The organism is Candidatus Mycobacterium wuenschmannii, from assembly GCF_030252325.1.
Classification (GTDB): Bacteria; Actinomycetota; Actinomycetes; order Mycobacteriales; family Mycobacteriaceae; genus Mycobacterium; species Mycobacterium wuenschmannii.
The window spans coordinates 2,390,044-2,405,250 of sequence record NZ_CP126981.1 but is presented as its reverse complement, the minus strand read 5'-3'; the positions used below and the strand labels follow the sequence as shown (position 1 = coordinate 2,405,250).

12 protein-coding genes are annotated in these 15,207 nt (G+C 68.6%); 8 read left to right on the top strand and 4 right to left on the bottom strand.

Translation table 11 applies throughout. From position 1 onward, the window contains the following. Positions 1–89 precede the first annotated feature (89 nt). Entirely contained in the window at positions 90–239 is a 150-nt protein-coding gene (locus PT015_RS11285; RefSeq protein WP_285190700.1) for a hypothetical protein, read from the bottom strand. 62 nt (positions 240–301) lie between these two features. On the opposite strand from PT015_RS11285, the gene typA reads away from it, so the two are divergent. Next, positions 302–2,191, top strand: coding sequence for a translational GTPase TypA (typA, locus tag PT015_RS11280; protein WP_285190699.1), 1,890 nt, complete (start codon positions 302–304; stop codon positions 2,189–2,191). 68 nt (positions 2,192–2,259) lie between these two features. Next, entirely contained in the window at positions 2,260–4,053 is a 1,794-nt protein-coding gene (locus PT015_RS11275) for an ABC transporter family substrate-binding protein (RefSeq protein ID WP_285191059.1), read from the top strand. Positions 4,054–4,316: 263 nt separating this feature from the next. Here the strand turns inward: PT015_RS11275 and PT015_RS11270 are convergent, their stop codons facing one another. Next, complete coding sequence (locus tag PT015_RS11270; protein WP_285190698.1) at positions 4,317–4,901, bottom strand: TetR/AcrR family transcriptional regulator; 585 nt, start codon at positions 4,899–4,901, stop codon at positions 4,317–4,319. Positions 4,902–5,030: 129 nt separating this feature from the next. Here PT015_RS11270 and mshB point away from each other — a divergent pair, with 129 nt between their 5' ends. The 3 genes from mshB to PT015_RS11255 all read left to right on the top strand — a co-directional run bounded on the left by mshB (position 5,031) and on the right by PT015_RS11255 (position 9,126). Continuing rightward, the gene (gene mshB / locus PT015_RS11265; protein ID WP_285190697.1) at positions 5,031–5,939 is read left to right on the top strand and encodes an N-acetyl-1-D-myo-inositol-2-amino-2-deoxy-alpha-D-glucopyranoside deacetylase; all 909 of its coding nucleotides are present in this window, start codon (positions 5,031–5,033) and stop codon (positions 5,937–5,939) included. A 68-nt stretch (positions 5,940–6,007) separates the two neighbouring features. Further along, complete coding sequence (locus tag PT015_RS11260) at positions 6,008–6,418, top strand: hypothetical protein (protein ID WP_390887970.1); 411 nt, start codon at positions 6,008–6,010, stop codon at positions 6,416–6,418. Between the two features lie 128 nt (positions 6,419–6,546). Beyond that, positions 6,547–9,126, top strand: a complete 2,580-nt coding sequence (locus PT015_RS11255) for a bifunctional FO biosynthesis protein CofGH (RefSeq protein WP_390887969.1) — start codon at positions 6,547–6,549, stop codon at positions 9,124–9,126. Between the two features lie 21 nt (positions 9,127–9,147). Here PT015_RS11255 and PT015_RS11250 read toward each other — a convergent pair whose 3' ends face one another. Together PT015_RS11250 and PT015_RS11245 are read right to left on the bottom strand one after the other, a co-directional pair. Next, positions 9,148–11,166, bottom strand: coding sequence for an NADPH-dependent 2,4-dienoyl-CoA reductase (locus PT015_RS11250; protein WP_285190696.1), 2,019 nt, complete (start codon positions 11,164–11,166; stop codon positions 9,148–9,150). Continuing rightward, a complete protein-coding gene (locus tag PT015_RS11245; protein WP_285190695.1) occupies positions 11,163–11,699 on the bottom strand; it encodes a PadR family transcriptional regulator in 537 nt (178 codons plus the stop codon). The genes PT015_RS11250 and PT015_RS11245 overlap by 4 nt, the downstream gene beginning before the upstream one ends. Positions 11,700–11,886: 187 nt before the next feature. Here PT015_RS11245 and fdxA point away from each other — a divergent pair, with 187 nt between their 5' ends. Genes fdxA through PT015_RS11230 form a run of 3 tightly spaced genes read left to right on the top strand, consistent with a single transcriptional unit; the run spans position 11,887 to position 15,127 of the window. After that, a complete protein-coding gene (gene fdxA, locus PT015_RS11240; protein WP_285190694.1) occupies positions 11,887–12,210 on the top strand; it encodes a ferredoxin in 324 nt (107 codons plus the stop codon). Between the two features lie 23 nt (positions 12,211–12,233). Next, a complete protein-coding gene (gene dapC / locus PT015_RS11235; RefSeq protein WP_285190693.1) occupies positions 12,234–13,319 on the top strand; it encodes a succinyldiaminopimelate transaminase in 1,086 nt (361 codons plus the stop codon). Beyond that, on the top strand, positions 13,316–15,127 hold the full coding sequence (locus PT015_RS11230) for an acyl-CoA dehydrogenase family protein (protein ID WP_285190692.1): 1,812 nt from the start codon (positions 13,316–13,318) through the stop codon (positions 15,125–15,127). Before dapC ends, PT015_RS11230 begins: the two co-directional genes overlap by 4 nt. Positions 15,128–15,207 lie beyond the last annotated feature (80 nt).

Genomic DNA, 15,207 nt, shown 5'->3' with positions numbered 1-15,207 from the left:
AGAGCGGATCCGAGGATCGACGCACCCGACAACACCGCCACGGCCGATGTCGTGGCCGGCTGATCCCGCCGGCGGTCCGACGTCGCAGCTCACCGCGCCTTTCGGGCGCGCTTGAACACCTTGTCCAACTCCTTGCCATGGATCCCGCTCGCCTCGGCCTTACTGACCTTGTGCAGCACCAATGGACAGCGCTTACAGCGTGGTGTGGAGCGGCAGCACTTCTTCTTCGCCTTGGCCATCGCGTACTTCTGTACACGTCGCGTTTTCGCGATTGGTCACCTCCGCTGCGACAATTCTCGACGTGGATTTTCGTAACGTAGCCATCGTCGCGCACGTCGACCATGGGAAGACGACCCTGGTCGACGCGATGCTGCGGCAGTCGGGGGCGTTGACCCACCGCGGCGACGACGCGATCGAACGCCTGATGGACTCCGGTGACCTGGAGAAGGAAAAGGGCATCACGATCCTGGCGAAGAACACGGCCGTGCACCGGCAGCACGCGGACGGCTCGATGACCGTCATCAACGTGATCGACACCCCGGGCCACGCCGACTTCGGCGGCGAGGTGGAGCGCGGGCTGTCGATGGTCGACGGCGTGCTGCTGCTCGTCGACGCGTCCGAGGGCCCGCTGCCGCAGACCCGCTTCGTGCTGCGCAAGGCGCTGGCCGCGCACCTGCCGGTGATCCTCGTCGTCAACAAGACCGACCGGCCGGACGCCCGCATTGCCGAGGTCGTCGAGGAGAGCCATGACCTGCTCCTCGACGTCGCCTCCGATCTCGACGAGGAAGCTCAGGCCGCCGCGGAGAAGGCGCTCGACCTGCCCACGCTGTATGCCTCGGGCCGCGCCGGAATCGCCAGCACCACCGAGCCGGTCAACGGCGAGAACCCCGACGGCGAGAACCTCGACCCGCTGTTCGACGTCCTGCTCAAGCACATACCGCCGCCGCAGGGTGATCCCGAGGCGCCGCTGCAGGCCCTGGTGACCAACCTCGACGCGTCGGCCTTCCTCGGCCGGCTCGCGCTGATCCGCATCTACAAGGGCCGCATCAAGAAGGGCCAGCAGGTGGCCTGGATGCGTGAGGTCGAGGGCCACCCCGTCATCACCAACGCCAAGATCACCGAGCTGCTGGTCACTGAGGGCGTCGAGCGCACACCGACCGAGGAGGCCATCGCCGGCGACATCGTCGCGGTCGCGGGCATCCCGGAGATCATGATCGGCGACACCCTCGCCGACATCGAGCACGCGCACGCGCTGCCCCGCATCACCGTCGACGAGCCCGCCATCTCGGTGACCATCGGCACCAACACGTCGCCGCTGGCCGGCAAGGTCTCCGGTCACAAGCTCACCGCGCGAATGGTCAAGTCGCGCTTGGACTCCGAGCTCGTCGGAAACGTGTCGATCAAGGTCGTCGAGATCGACCGGCCGGACGCCTGGGAGGTCCAGGGCCGTGGCGAGCTGGCGCTGGCAGTGCTCGTCGAGCAGATGCGCCGGGAAGGCTTCGAGCTGACCGTCGGCAAGCCGCAGGTGGTCACCCAGATGGTCGACGGCAAGCTGCACGAGCCGTTCGAGGCGATGACCATCGACTGTCCCGAGGAGTTCGTCGGCGCGATCACCCAGTTGATGGCCGCCCGCAAGGGCCGCATGGAGGAGATGACGAACCACGCCGCGGGCTGGGTGCGGATGGACTTCATCGTGCCGAGCCGCGGCCTGATCGGCTTCCGCACCGACTTCCTGACGCTGACCCGCGGCACCGGGATCGCCAACGCGGTCTTCGACGGCTACCGGCCCTGGGCGGGCGAGATCAAGGCGCGGCACACCGGCTCGCTGGTCTCCGACCGCAGTGGCTCGATCACCCCGTTCGCGATGATCCAGCTGGCCGACCGCGGGCAGTTCTTTGTCGAGCCCGGCGAGGACACCTACGAGGGCCAGGTCGTGGGCATCAACCCGCGCGCCGAGGACCTCGACGTCAACGTGACGCGGGAGAAGAAGCTGACCAACATGCGGTCGTCGACGGCCGACGTGATGGAGACGCTGGCCCGTCCGCTGGAGCTGGGGTTGGAGCAGGCGATGGAGTTCTGCGCCGAGGACGAGTGCGTCGAGGTGACGCCCGAGGTGGTGCGGGTGCGCAAGGTCGAGCTCACCGCGACGCTGCGGGCGCGGGCGAAGGCTCGGGCCAAGGCCCGCGGCTGACGAATAGCGACCCCGATACATTGTCAGGCGTGCCGACACGAGCCCGCCGCGTCTCCCTGACCGCAGGCATGCTGGTTTCGCTGTTGGCCTTCGGCGGCTGCGCCGTCAGCCCGCCGCCGGCACCGCAGAGCACCGAGACGTCGCGCAGCGCGGCCCCGCCGCCGCAGCGCAAGACGCAGATCATCATGGGCATCGACTCGATCGGCGCCGGCTTCAATCCCCATCTGCTGTCCGATCTTTCGGCGGTCAACGCCGCGGTGAGCGCGCTGGTGTTGCCGAGCGCGTTCCGTCCGGTGGCTGACCCGAACACCCCGACGGGATCGCGCTGGGAGATGGACCCGACGCTGCTCAAGTCCGCGGAGGTGACCAACGAGAACCCGTTCACGGTCACCTACAAGATCCGGCCGGAGGCGCAGTGGACCGACAACGCGCCGATCGCCGCCGACGACTTCTGGTACCTGTGGCGCCAGATGGTGGGCCAGCCCGGGGTGGTCGACCCCGCCGGGTATGACCTGATCACCGGGGTGCAGTCGATCGACGGCGGCAAGCAGGCCGTCGTCACCTTCGCCCGGCCCTACCCTGCGTGGCGCGAGTTGTTCAGCAACATCCTGCCCGCCCACATCGTCAAGGACGTGCCGGGCGGCTTCCCGGCCGGTCTGGCTCGCGCGCTGCCGGTCACCGGTGGGCAGTTCCGGGTCGAGTCGATCGACCCGCAGCGCGACGAACTCCTGCTGGCCCGCAACGACCGCTACTGGGGCCCGCCGGCCAAGCCCGATCTGGTGCTGTTCCGCCGTGCCGGGGCACCCGCCGCGCTGGCCGACTCCGTCCGCAACGGCGACACCCAGGTGGCCCAAGTACACGGTGGCTCAGCGGCTTTCGCGCAGTTGTCGGCGATTCCCGACGTGCGTACCGCCCGGATCATGACGCCTCGGGTGATGCAGCTGACCCTGCGGGCCAACGTGGCCAAGCTGGCCGACGGGCAGGTGCGCAAGGCGATCCTAGGGTTGCTCGACGTCGACCTGCTCGCCGCCGTCGGCGCGGGCAGCGACAACACCGTCAGCCTGGACCAGGCGCAGATCCGTTCGCCCAGCGACCCCGGCTACGTACCTACCGCCCCGCCGGCGATGAACCGGACCGCGGCGCTCGGGCTGCTGGAAGCGGCGGGCTACCAGATTGACAACGACAACTCGTCGCCGGACAGCACCCACGGCCACGTCACCAAGGACGGCAAGGAGCTGTCGCTGGTCCTCGGGGTCGCGGCCAACGACCCGACCTCGCAGGCCGTCGCGAACACCGCCGCCGACCAGTTGCGCAACGTCGGCATCGACGCGACCGTGTTGGCGCTCGACCCGGTCGCGCTGTACCGCGAGGCGCTGGTGAACAACCGCGTCGACGCGCTGGTCGGATGGAGCGAGGCCGGCGGAAACCTGGCCACGCTGTTGGCATCTCGCTTCAGCTGCCCGGCGCTGGAAGCCACCGCGGTGTCGACGGCCGCGGCGCCGGCCTCGTCGGGCTCGACCGCCAAGCCGGCCCCCGCCACCACGCCGACCGCAGCCACCTCCGCGCCGCCGTCGCACGCGCAGGAGCCCGGCGCGTTGGTGCAGGCGCCGTCGAACCTGACCGGCATCTGCGACCACAGCATCCAGGGCGACATCGACGCCGCCCTCGGCGGCACCAAGGACATCAACGACGTCATCAACGCCGTCGAACCGCGGCTGTGGGAGATGGCGACCGTGCTGCCGATCCTGCAGGACACCACGATTGTGGGGGCAGGTCCGAGCGTTCAGAACGTGAGTCTGACCGGAGCGGTACCGGTCGGCATCGTCGGTGACGCCGGACAATGGGTGAAGACGGCCCGCTGAAATATCTCGTGACCTGCGGTCTGTAACGATTCGGTCTCTGTTGGACAGAAGTTAGTGATTCGCCGTCACTAAGGTTGCCCTCAGGTAGCGTTCGACCTACCGGTTCAGCCAATAGCCGGGGGCATGCACTAGAACTACGAGGCCGCGCGGCATTTCCGCAGCAGGTTGTTCCGACCACCGTCTCGCTTCGTGCACACCCCATACGCCAAAGGCGGACCGACCAGGGGGCGGCCCGCCTTTGGCCCATTGTGCGGCAACGTTTTTCAGTGACGGTTCGGCAGCACCGTGTCGACGATCTGGGCCAGCTGACGCTTGCTCGGCGGGGCGCCGGTCAGCAGCATCTGCTGGTTCACCAACGCGGTGCCGACGCGGGCCGTGTAGGGCGTCATGGTGTCGGCGTCGATCTCGCCGTGGTCGGCGCCGGCCTGCAGGATCGTCTCGGTGATCCGCAGCCGGGGCCCAACCACGGCGTCGGCGAAGATCGCTCGCAGTTCCGGCTCGTGCAGCAGTTGCTGCATGCTGTCCAACCCGGGAAATGCCGTCTTGCCCGAGACGACGTCGCAGTGCGCGCTGAGGACCGCCAACAAGTTCTCCCGCGCCGACCGGTCCGCGCGTGGCTCCGGCAGCGGGGGCAGCGCGTAGAGCAACGCGGCCTGCACCAGGTCATGCTTGCTGGACCAACGCCGGTACAGCGCGGCCTTCCCGGTGCGGGCCCGGGCGGCAATGCCCTCCATGGTCAGTCCGCCGTAGCCGACCGCGGCCAATTCGGCCAGCGTCGCGTCATACAGGGCGTCTTCGAGTTGCTTGCCCCGCCGCCGGGTGCGGACCGCCGCCGTCTGCTGTCCCATCCGACGATAGTAGCCAGCTTCGTGCCTTTCGTCGGGACCGGGCTTTGCCAATCCGTCGACTGTCTTTGCAGCTCAGGCGGTCTGCTCGCGAAATCCTTTGCCGCGCAGCGCAGCGGTAGTGTTCGAGCCATGCAGGAGACTCCCCGGCTGTTGTTCGTGCATGCCCATCCCGACGACGAAACGATCACCAACGGCGTCACCATCGCTCACTACGTGGGGCGCGGCGCACAGGTCAAAGTCGTCACCTGCACCCTCGGCGAAGAGGGCGAGGTCATCGGCGACCAGTGGGCCCAGCTCGCGGTGGATCACGCCGACCAACTCGGCGGCTACCGCATCCTCGAACTCACCACGGCTTTGCGGGCCCTCGGCCTCGACGGGCCGGTCTACCTGGGCGGGCCGGGCCGCTGGCGCGATTCGGGCATGGCCGGTAGCGAAGCCCGCGGCCAGCGGCGCTTCAGCGACGCCGACCAGCACGAGGCTGTCGGCGCGCTTGTCGAGATCATCCGCGAGATGCGGCCGCACGTCGTGGTGACCTACGACCCCAACGGCGGTTACGGGCATCCCGACCACATTCAGACCCACGTCGTCACCACCGCGGCGGTCGACGCCGCCGGCAGCACGAACGAGTACCCGGGCACCCCGTGGACCGTGCCGAAGTTCTACTGGACCGTGATCTCCCGCAGCGCGTTCATCGCGGGCTGGGCGGCGCTCGGCCCCGATGACACCCGCGACGACTGGATCGTCCCGCCGCCGGACGGCGAATTCGGCGAGATGGGCTTCCCCGACGACGAGATCGACGCCGTCATCGACGACCCGGCCGCACTGCCGGCGAAGATCGCCGCAATGCGCGCCCACGCCACCCAACTCACCGTCGGGCCGACCGGGCGCACCCTCGCGCTGTCGAACAACATTGCGCTGCCGGTGATCGCGCAGGAGCACTACATCCTGGCCGGCGGTACGGCCGGCGAACGCGGCGACCACGGCTGGGAGAGCGACCTGCTCGCCGGACTCGACCTCGCCGGGGCCGACTCGCGGTAGGCTGCCGACATGGATCCGGATCTGGATTACAACCAGCAGCACTGGCAGGACCGACTGGACAGCTTCCAGTGGACGGTCATGTCCATCGTCTCGCAGTTGGACAGCGTCCCCACCTGATCGCCGCTCGCGTCGCCATCCTGGCGCTACTGGCGATCGACGGTGTGTTGTCGGCGGTCGGCGGCGCCCTTCTTTTGCCGTCCTACATCGGCTCGTTTCCCTTCCCGATCAGCGCGCTGATCAGTGGCTTAGTCAACGCCGCGCTGGTGTGGGCCGCCGGGCGGTGGACCGACTCGACCCGGCTGGCCGCGCTCCCGCTGTGGGCCTGGCTGCTGACCGTCCTGGTGATGTGCCTGCCCGGTCCCGGTGACGACGTCATTTTTGCCGGCCGCGGACTCTTCGCCTACAGCCCATTGCTGCTGCTCGCGGTCGGTTTACTGCCACCGGTCTGGGTGCTGATGAGGCGCGCGCCCGCCCGCTGAGGGCAGGCACGCCCCGGCGCACCGCCGGAGGCTACTGTTGTCGCTCAGGGCACGCGTCGGGTCGCGGATAGTAGGGACGTGCGGATGAACTTGCGGATGAATTGGCGTTGGCCGGGAGTTACACAAACGTGCCGTTGACTCCGGACGAAGAGCCGACCCTGCTGCCCAGCCCGTCGGTCCCACAGCAACATCGCAAACCCGGCGGTTCCGCGATGCGCCGGGTACTGCGGCGGGCCCGTGACGGGGTGGCGCTCAACGTCGACGAGGCCGCGATCGCGCTGAGCGCCCGCGGCGACGACCTGGCCGATCTGTGTCGCAGCGCGGCACGGGTGCGCGATGCCGGGCTGGAATCGGCCGGGCGACGCGGCGGTACCGGACGCCTGCCGGTGAGCTACTCCCGCAAGGTCTTCATTCCGGTCACGCATCTGTGCCGGGACTCCTGTCACTACTGCACCTTCGTCACGGTGCCCGGCAAGCTGCGCGCCCAGGGCATGGGCATGTACCTCGAGCCCGACGAAATCCTCGACATCGCCCGCCGTGGAGCCGAACTCGGTTGCAAGGAAGCCCTTTTCACTCTCGGCGACCGACCGGAAGAGCGGTGGCCCGAGGCCCGCGCGTGGCTGGAGGAGCGCGGCTACGACTCGACGCTGTCCTACCTGCGGGCCATGGCGATCCGGGTGCTGGAGGAGACCGGCCTGCTGCCGCACCTGAACCCCGGCGTGATGAGCTGGTCGGAGCTGTCGCGACTCAAGCCGGTCGCGCCGTCGATGGGCATGATGCTGGAGACGACGTCGCGGCGACTGTTCGAGACGAAAGGCCTTGCGCACTACGGGAGTCCGGACAAGGACCCCGAGGTGCGGCTGCGCACGCTGACCGACGCGGGCCGGCTGTCCATTCCGTTCACCACCGGGCTGTTGGTCGGTATCGGCGAGACGCTGGTCGAGCGGGCCGAGACGCTGCACGCGATTCGCAAGTCGCACAAGGAGTTCGGCCACGTCCAAGAAGTGATCGTGCAGAACTTTCGGGCCAAGGAGCACACCGCGATGGCGTCGACGCCGGACGCCGGTATCGACGACTTCCTGGCCACCATCGCCGTGTCGCGACTGGTCCTCGGCCCGACGATGCGCATCCAGGCGCCGCCGAACCTGGTGTCGGAAGAGGAATGCCTCGCGCTGATCGCCGCCGGCGTCGACGACTGGGGTGGCGTCTCGCCGCTGACCCCCGACCATGTCAACCCGGAGCGGCCGTGGCCCGCGCTGGACCGGCTGGCCGAGGTCACCGCCGCGGCGGGCTACGACCTGGTCGAGCGGTTGACCGCGCAGCCCAAGTACGTGCAGGCCGGTGCAGCGTGGATCGACCCGCGGGTGCGCGGACACGTTGTCGCACTGGCTGATCCAGACACCGGGCTGGCCCGCGACGTCATTCCGGTGGGCATGCCGTGGCAGGAGCCTGACGACGTCGCCTCCGCCGGTCGGGTCGACCTGAACGCGGCGATCGACACCGAAGGCCGCAACACCGAGACCCGCAGCGACCTCGACAGCGCGTTCGGCGACTGGGAGTCGATCCGGGCGAAAGTGCATGACCTGGCCGCCCGCACGCCCGAACGTATCGACACCGACGTGTTGGCCGCACTGCGCGCCGCCGAGCGTAACCCCGCCGCATGCTCCGACGCCGAATACCTGGCCCTGGCGACGGCCGACGGCCCTGCATTGGAAGCCGTTGCCGCGCTGGCGGATTCACTGCGTCGCGACACCGTCGGCGACGACGTGACGTTCGTGGTGAACCGCAACATCAACTTCACCAACATCTGCTACACCGGCTGCCGGTTCTGTGCCTTCGCCCAGCGGAAGGACGACGCCGACGCGTTTTCGCTGTCGGCCGACGAGGTCGCGCAGCGGGCTTGGGAGGCGCATGTCGCCGGCGCCACCGAGGTCTGCATGCAGGGCGGCATCGACCCCGAATTGCCGGTCACCGGCTACGCCGATCTGGTACGTGCGGTCAAGGCGCGGGTGCCGTCGATGCACGTGCACGCCTTCTCGCCGATGGAAATCGCCAACGGCGTCACCCGGAGCGGAGTGAGCGCCCGCGAGTGGCTGACCAGCCTGCGCGAGGCCGGACTGGACACCATTCCCGGCACGGCCGCGGAGATCTTGGACGACGAGGTCCGCTGGGTGCTGACCAAGGGCAAGCTGCCCACCTCGGAGTGGATCGATATCGTGACGACCGCGCACGAGGTCGGCCTGCGGTCGTCGTCGACCATGATGTACGGCCACGTCGACGACCCGAAGCACTGGGTGGGCCACCTCAATGTGCTGCGCTCGATCCAGGACCGCACCGGTGGCTTCACCGAATTCGTCCCGCTGCCGTTCGTGCACCAGAATTCGCCGCTGTACCTGGCCGGCGCCGCGCGCCCCGGGCCCACGCATCGCGATAACCGGGCCGTCCACGCGTTGGCACGAATCATGTTGCACGGCCGCATTTCTCAGATCCAGACCAGCTGGGTCAAGCTCGGCACCGAGCGCACCCAGGTGATGCTCAATGGTGGCGCCAACGATCTGGGCGGCACGCTGATGGAGGAGACCATCTCGCGGATGGCCGGCTCGGAGTTCGGCTCGGCCAAGACCGTCGCCGAGTTGACCGCGATCGCCGAGGGTATCGGCCGGCCGGCCCGGCAGCGCACCACCGACTACAACCCGCTGGCGGCGTAGTTCGCTTCACTCGGCGCATCGCTAGAGCCGGGCGGCCAATTCGGTGCCCTGCCGGATCGCCCGCTTGGCGTCCAATTCCGCAGCCACCGCGGCGCCGCCGATGATGTGCAGGCTGACTCCGTCACGGCGCAACTCGTCCTCGAGATCGCGGACCGGCTCCTGGCCGGCGCAGACCACGACGTTGTCCACCTCGAGCAGTTGCGGGCGTTCCCGCTTCGGGCCGAAGCTGATGAGCAGGCCCTCGTCGCTCACCCGTTCGTAGTTGACTCCGGAAAGCTGTTGCACGCCCTTGGCTTTCAGCGACGCGCGATGCACCCAGCCGCTGGTCTTGCCGAGCTTGCGGCCTTGGGCGCCGCTGGAGCGCTGCAGCAGGTAGACCTCGCGGGCCGGTGGTGCGGGGAGCGGAGTGATCAGCGCACCCGGCGCCTCCCAAGGGTCGGCGGCGCCCCATTCGGTCTTCCAGTCTTTGAGGTTCAGCGTCGGCGAGACATCGGTGACCAGGAATTCGCTGACGTCGAAACCGATTCCGCCGGCACCGATCACCGCGACACTTTTCCCGAGCGGTTTGACCCCGGTGATGGCCTCGCCGTAGGTCAGCACCATCGGATGGTCGATGCCCGGGATGTCCGGGATGCGCGGCGCCACCCCGGTGGCCAGCACGACGTGGTCGTAACCGGCCAGATCGGCCGCCGACACCCGGGTGCCGAGGCGCACGTCGACACCGTTGGTCGCGAGCATCGTCGTGAAATACCGGATGGTCTCGTTGAATTCCTCTTTGCCCGGGATGCGACGGGCCATGTCGAACTGGCCGCCGATGTGCTCGTTGGCCTCGAACAGGGTCACCCGATGGCCGCGTCCCGCGGCGTTCACCGCGGCGGCCAGACCGGCCGGCCCGGCCCCGACGACCGCGATCGACCGGGTGCGCCGGGTGGGGGACAGCACCAGTTCTGTTTCGTGGCCGGCCCGCGGGTTGAGCAGACACGACACCGTCTTGTGCACGAACGCATGGTCCAGGCAGGCCTGATTGCAGGCGATGCAGGTGTTGATCTCGTCGTCACGGTCGGCCTGCGCCTTGAGCACCCATTCCGGGTCGGCCAGCAGCGGGCGTGCCATCGAGACCAGCTGCACGTGCGTGTCGGCCAGGATCTGCTCGGCGGCCTGGGGCATGTTGATCCGATTCGACGCCACCACCGGGATATTCACGTGACCCGCGACGGCGTGACTGATGTCGACGAAGGCATTGTTGGGCACCGAGGTGACGATCGTAGGCACCCGCGCCTCGTGCCAGCCGAAGCCCGAGTTGATCATCGTCGCGCCGGCGGCCTCGACTTCGGTTGCGAGAGCGAGGACGTCGTCCCAACTCTGGCCGCCCTCGACGAAGTCGGCCATCGACATCCGGTAGCAGATGATGAAGTCGGATCCGGTGGCGGCGCGGGCCCGTCGCACGATCTCGACGGGAAAGCGCCGGCGCTTCTCGGCGGACCCACCCCAGCCGTCCTTGCGCTTGTTGGTGCGCTCGGCGAGGAATTGGTTGAGCAGATAGCCTTCGCTGCCCATGATCTCGACGCCGTCATAGCCGGCCTCGCGGGCCAGTTGCGCGCAACGGGCGAAGTCGTCGATGGTGCTCTGCACGCCGCCCGACGACAGCTTGCGTGGTCGAAATGGATTGATGGGGGCCTTGATTGACGACGCACTCACCGACAGCGGATGGTAGGCGTAGCGGCCGGCGTGCAGGATCTGCAGCAGGATTTTGCCGCCACCATCGTGCACCGCCGTGGTGATCGAGCGGTGTCTGCGGACCTGGGCCGACGAGGTCAGGTCGGAGGCGAACGGCAGCAGCCATCCGGTCCGGTTGGGCGCGTAGCCACCGGTGATGATCAGCCCGACGCCGCCGTGCGCGCGCTCGGCGAAATACTCGGCGAGCCGTCCGGTATTACGGGCGCGATCCTCCAGTCCGGTGTGCATCGAGCCCATGATCACCCGGTTGCGCAGCGTGGTGAACCCGAGATCCAACGGCGACAACAGGTTTGGATAAGTCATCGGTTTACCTCCAGGGCTGAGGCGACTTCGTCGAGCCAATCGATGGTGCCTTCTTCGGTGCGAATTCCGCCGCGCAGCACCAAATACTGGTCTAAGGCGCTGTCCCGCAACGCCTTCGGGTCGGGAAATTGCGTCTTCTCGAATCCCCGGTAGGTGTCCAGGACGGCGGCGCGCTCGGCGCGGAAGGCGACGACCTGCTCGAGCAGCGCCGCGCGATCGCTGTAGGCCGCGCCGCGCAGCTTGACGGCGAGCTCGCGTGTGCTCGGGTTGGTCAGGGGTGCCGCGATCCAGCGGGCCAGCTCGGCGCGCCCGGCGGTGGAGACCGTGTAGACCTTCTTGTCCGGGCGGCCCCGTTGCGCCACCACCGTGGCCGACACCCAGCCGTCGCCCTCCATGGCCCGCAGCGTGCGGTAGATCTGCTGGTGGGTGGCGCTCCAGAAGTAGCCGATCGAGCGGTCGAACCGGCGCGTCAGCTCGTAGCCGGACCCGGATTGTTCGCAGAGCGAGACCAGGATCGCGTGGGGGAGTGCCACCGGCGCAGCATAGGTAGTCGCGACCACCCTATGCAACTAGGTGCAGTGCAGCGACGCGCATAGTGACCTGGTGCTTGCGTTGTATATGCAACGTCTAGTATCAGTAACCAAGACATTTCACCGCCGGGAAGTCAGCAGCACCTACCGGCGCACCCAGCCAGCCACTGGAGACCGTGAGGAGACGTCTGTGACGTACACGATCGCCCAACCCTGCGTCGACCTGAAAGACAAGGCATGTATCGAAGAATGCCCGGTTGACTGCATCTATGAGGGCGCTCGGATGTTGTTCATCCACCCCGACGAATGCGTCGACTGCGGTGCCTGCGAGCCGGTCTGCCCGGTCGAGGCGATCTACTACGAGGACGATGTCCCCGAGCAGTGGAGCCAGTACACCCAGATCAACGCGGACTTCTTCGCCGAACTCGGATCTCCCGGTGGCGCAGCGAAAGTCGGCCAGACCGACAACGACCCGCAGCCGGTCAAGGATCTTGCGCCGCAGGAGCATGACTGACCCCGCTGACTGATCGCCGGCGCGTGTCGGCGTTATTGCCGGAGTTCCCGTGGGACACCCTGGCCGACGTGACCGCGCTGGCCAGGTCGCACCCCGGCGGCATCGTCGACCTCTCGGTCGGCACGCCGGTCGACCCGGTGGCCCCGCTGATCCGCGACGCGCTCGCCTCGGCCAGCGCCGAGCCGGGCTACCCGACCACCGCGGGCACCCTCGAACTGCGTGAGTCGGCAGTCGCCGCGCTGGATCGCCGCTACGGCATCACCGGGCTGGCCGAATCGGCCGTGCTGCCGGTGATCGGCACCAAGGAGCTGATCGCCTGGCTGCCGACGCTGCTGGGCCTGGGCTCCGCGGATTTGGTCGTGGTGCCCGAGCTGGCCTACCCGACGTACGACGTCGGGGCCCGGCTGGCCGGGGCGCAGGTGCTGGTCGCCGACTCGCTCACCCAGATCGGCCCGCAGTCGCCGGCGCTGCTGTTCGTGAACTCGCCGGGTAACCCGACCGGGCAGGTGCTGGGCGTCGACCATCTGCGCAAGCTGGTCGGCTGGGCGCGCGAACGCGGCGTCGTCGTGGCCTCCGACGAGTGTTACCTGGGGCTGGCCTGGGACGCCGAGCCGTTGTCGGTGCTGCATCCGTCGGTGTCCGACGGCGACCACACCGGTCTGCTGGCCGTGCACTCGCTGTCCAAGAGTTCCTCGCTGGCCGGCTACCGCGCCGGCTTCGTCGCGGGCGACCCCGCCTTGGTCGGCGAGCTCCTGGCGGTCCGCAAGCACGCCGGGATGATGGTGTCGCGGCCCGTGCAGGCGGCGATGGTCGCCGCGCTCGACGACGACGACCACGAGCGCGAGCAGCGCGACCGCTATCGGCGGCGCCGCGACGTCCTGCTTCCGGCGTTCCGCGCGGCCGGGTTCACCGTCGACCACTCCGAGGCCGGCCTCTATCTGTGGGTGACGCGCGGCGAACCGTGTCGCGACACCGTCGGCTGGCTCGCGCAGCGCGGCATCCTGGCGGCGCCCGGCGAGTTCTACGGGTCCCGCGGCGCCCACCACGTCCGGGTGGCGCTGACGGCCACCGACGAGCGCATTGCCGCCGCGGCCGAGCGGTTGCAATGAGCCGGTACGCCGAAGAGCAGGTCGACCAGCTGCCGTTCAGCACTCCGGAGAAGTCGGAGCGCTACCGGACCGAGAACTACCGCGGCGCCGTCGGCCGCAACTGGTACCTGAGCGATCCCACCCTGCAGCGGACGGTGGCCTACTACTTGACGCCCGACGAGTTGGCCGTCGCCGAGCCGCATCTGGACGGGATCGGCGCGCTGATGGGCGGTCCGGTGGCCCGGTGGGCCGAGCAGACCGACCGCAACCCGGCGCACCTCGAGCGCTACGACCGCTGGGGCCACGACGTCAGCGAGGTGGTCCAGCCGCCGTCGTTCGTCGAGTCCAAGCGCGCGGTGCTGGCCGCGCAGCAGGCGCTCAAGGACGACGCGCGGCAGGCCGGTTTCCGGTCGTCGATGCCGCTGTTCGCCGCGAACTACCTGCTGGATCAGGCCGATATCGGCCTGGGCTGCGCGCTGGGAACCGGCGGCGGAATGGTCAAGTCACTGGTTGCTGCCTACGCTCCGGCCGACGTTCGGGAGCACGTGCTGGACAAGTTCGCCAGCGGCGAGTGGGAGGGCGAGACCGCGCAGCTGCTGACCGAGCGGGCCGGTGGCTCCGACCTCGGGGCGCTCGAAACCACCGCCACCCGAGACGGAGATGCCTGGCGGCTCAACGGTTTCAAGTGGTTCGCGTCCAACTGCGACGGCCAGGTGTTCGTGGTGTTGGCCAAGCCCGAGGGCGCTCCCGACTCCAGCCGCGGGGCGGCGAGCTTCCTGGTGTTGCGCAATCGACGCGACGGCTCCCGCAACGGGATCCGGATCCGACGGCTCAAGGACAAGCTGGGCACCCGGTCGGTGGCCTCCGGCGAGATCGAGCTCGTCGACGCCGAGGCTTTCCTACTGTCCGGCGAGCCAACCGCCGAGTCCGAATCGCAGGCCTCCGACGGCAAGGGTCTGGGCCGGATGATGGAGCTGACCAACGCCGCCCGGCTGGGCATCGCCCTGTTCGCGCTGGGTAATTCGCGGCGCGCGCTGGTCGAATCGCTCTGTTACGCAAGGCAGCGAGAGGCCTTCGGTGGCCGGCTGATCGGTAAGCCGCTGATGCGCCGCAAGCTCGCCGAGATGATCGTCGACGTCGAGGCGGCGCAGGCGATGGTGTTCGACGGCGTCGGATTACCGAACCACCGCCAACCCCGGCCGATCCGCCAGCGCATCGCGGTGCCGGTCACCAAACTCAAGGTGTGCCGGCTCGGCATCACGATGGCCTCTGACGCCATCGAGATCCACGGCGGCAACGGGTATATCGAAACCTGGCCGGTGGCAAGGCTTTTGCGCGATGCTCAGGTCAACACGATCTGGGAGGGTGCCGACAACATCCTCTGCCTGGACGTGCGGCGTGGCATCGAGCGCATCGGCGCCCACGAGCCGCTGCTGGAACGGCTGCACGACGCGATCTCGGTGTCCGACGACGACGAGACCACCCGGCTGGTGCGGCGGCGCGTCGAGGACCTCGAGGCGGCCATCGCCGCCTGGGCCAAACTGCCCGCCGACGTGGCGGAGGCACGACTCTTTCCGCTGTCGGCGTTCATGGGCGATGTCTATGCGGGCGCCCTGTTGACCGAACAGGCGGCCTGGGAGCAGGCGACCGGCGGCACCGACCGCAAGGCCTTGGTGGCGCGACTCTATGCCCGCCGCCACCTCATGGAGGCGGGCCCGCTGCGCGGTATCGACCACGACGTCGACGAGGGACTCGAGCGCTTCGACGAGCTTGCTGACGGAGCATTCACTGCGGACTCTCCACAGGCTCCGGCCGCGCCGACTGGCTAGCCGGCGCCGTTCGGCGTCAGGATTCCGTTAAGAACGGTAAAAGACCAGCTGGATACGCGGTTTCCGACGGGCGTTTATCA